This is a genomic window from Hominilimicola sp., assembly GCF_046972485.1.
Lineage (GTDB): Bacteria > Bacillota > Clostridia > UBA1381 > UBA1381 > Hominilimicola > Hominilimicola fabiformis.
The window spans coordinates 1-1,458 of record NZ_JBKVWU010000218.1 but is presented as its reverse complement, the minus strand read 5'-3'; the positions used below and the strand labels follow the sequence as shown (position 1 = coordinate 1,458).

The 1,458-nt window shown below is 39.2% G+C and carries 2 protein-coding genes; one reads left to right on the top strand and one right to left on the bottom strand.

The window, feature by feature from the left end; all coding sequences use genetic code 11:
* Nucleotides 1-70: 70 nt before the first annotated feature.
* Nucleotides 71-841, bottom strand: a complete 771-nt coding sequence (locus tag ACLTU0_RS11915; RefSeq protein WP_412322662.1) for a TrmH family RNA methyltransferase — start codon at nt 839-841, stop codon at nt 71-73.
* 142 nt (nt 842-983) lie between these two features.
* Between ACLTU0_RS11915 and ACLTU0_RS11910 the strand changes: the two genes are divergently transcribed.
* On the top strand, nt 984-1,445 hold the full coding sequence (locus ACLTU0_RS11910) for a hypothetical protein (protein WP_412275631.1): 462 nt from the start codon (nt 984-986) through the stop codon (nt 1,443-1,445).
* Nucleotides 1,446-1,458: the final 13 nt, after the last annotated feature.

Here is a 1,458-nt window from a genome sequence, read left to right as displayed (position 1 = left end):
ATAAAGTATATGTTCCATCAATCCACCACCTAAAATACATCTGTTACATTACTACAAATCTCAAAAATTGTCAAGACCTTTGGCGAACAAGTTCGTACATTAATATCGCCGCCGCAACTCCCGCATTTAGCGATTCGGCTTTCCCCAAAATCGGAATTTTAACGCATTGACACATTTTCTGAACATCTTCCGATATTCCGTTTGCCTCATTTCCTACTATTATAATAGTAGGTTTTTTCATATCCGCACTGCGGTAATCTATTGTATTGTCACCAAGTGCACCGCCGATAAGCTGAAAACCGCTGTTTTTGTATTCGCTGAGTTTTTCATATGACACACCTGTCACAACTCTCATATTGAAAAATGAACCCATACTTGAACGCACCGTTTTCGGACTGTACAAATCAACGCACCCATCCGACAACAACACTCCGTCAAATCCTGCCGCATCAGCCGTTCTGATTATCGTTCCGAGATTACCCGGGTCATTTATACAGTCGCAATATATATACGATTTTTCTGTGTTGGGTGTAAAATCGGTTTCATCTTCGATTTTCACAACCGCAAGTATGCCCTGCGGTGCTTTTGTATCGCACATTTTCATAAATACGTCGTCTTGTACCTTGTATAATGAAATATCTTTCGGATATTTGAAATTCTCGTTTTCAAAAAAACTGTCCGATACATATAGTGCCGTTATCTCCCTTTCGGAATTTAATGCGTCCGATACCGATTTTATTCCTTCTATTGTATACTCACCGTATTTCTGCCTTGATTTTTTCTGCGACAGCGATTTTACATATTTGCATTTATTGTTTGATGAAGAAGTAATCTCTAACATAAATCATTTCCTTATCTATTCTATATAAGTATTTTCAACTAATTATATACCCTTTTTTTGAAATTGGCAACAATTAATTTAAGTAACAAAAAAATTTCGTGCAACGTATTATACCATAAGAACTTTTAAGGAGATGATTTTAGTGGAAACAAATGTACTGTTCGCGCTGTCGCTGACGGTTATGGCAGGACTTGCAACCGGAATCGGCAGTATAATAGCATTGTTTGCAAAAACCACAAATACAAAATTTCTCGCCGGCTCGCTCGGATTTTCAGCCGGAGTAATGATATACGTTTCAATGATTGAAATTTTTCAGAAGTCACGCACATATATCGCGTCAGCTACAAATGACACTGTGGGATATTATATCGCGGTAGTATCATTCTTTGTCGGAATACTTCTTATCGGACTTATAGACTACTTTGTGCCGTCAACAGAGGGCGATATAGGTAATCTGACCGAAAACGAAACCCGCTCGATTGCCCTAAAACGTATGGGATTTATGACCGCCCTCGCAATCGGCATACATAACTTCCCCGAAGGCCTCGCAACCTTCACTTCCGCCCTAAAAGACCCTCATCTCGGGCTTGCCATAGCTGTATAGATAACAACAAGAT

Bases quoted from the DNA above. Each gene is read 5' to 3' on its own strand.
- ACLTU0_RS11915 (WP_412322662.1), bottom strand. From the start codon at position 841: ATGTTAGAGATTACTTCTTCATCAAACAATAAATGCAAATATGTAAAA.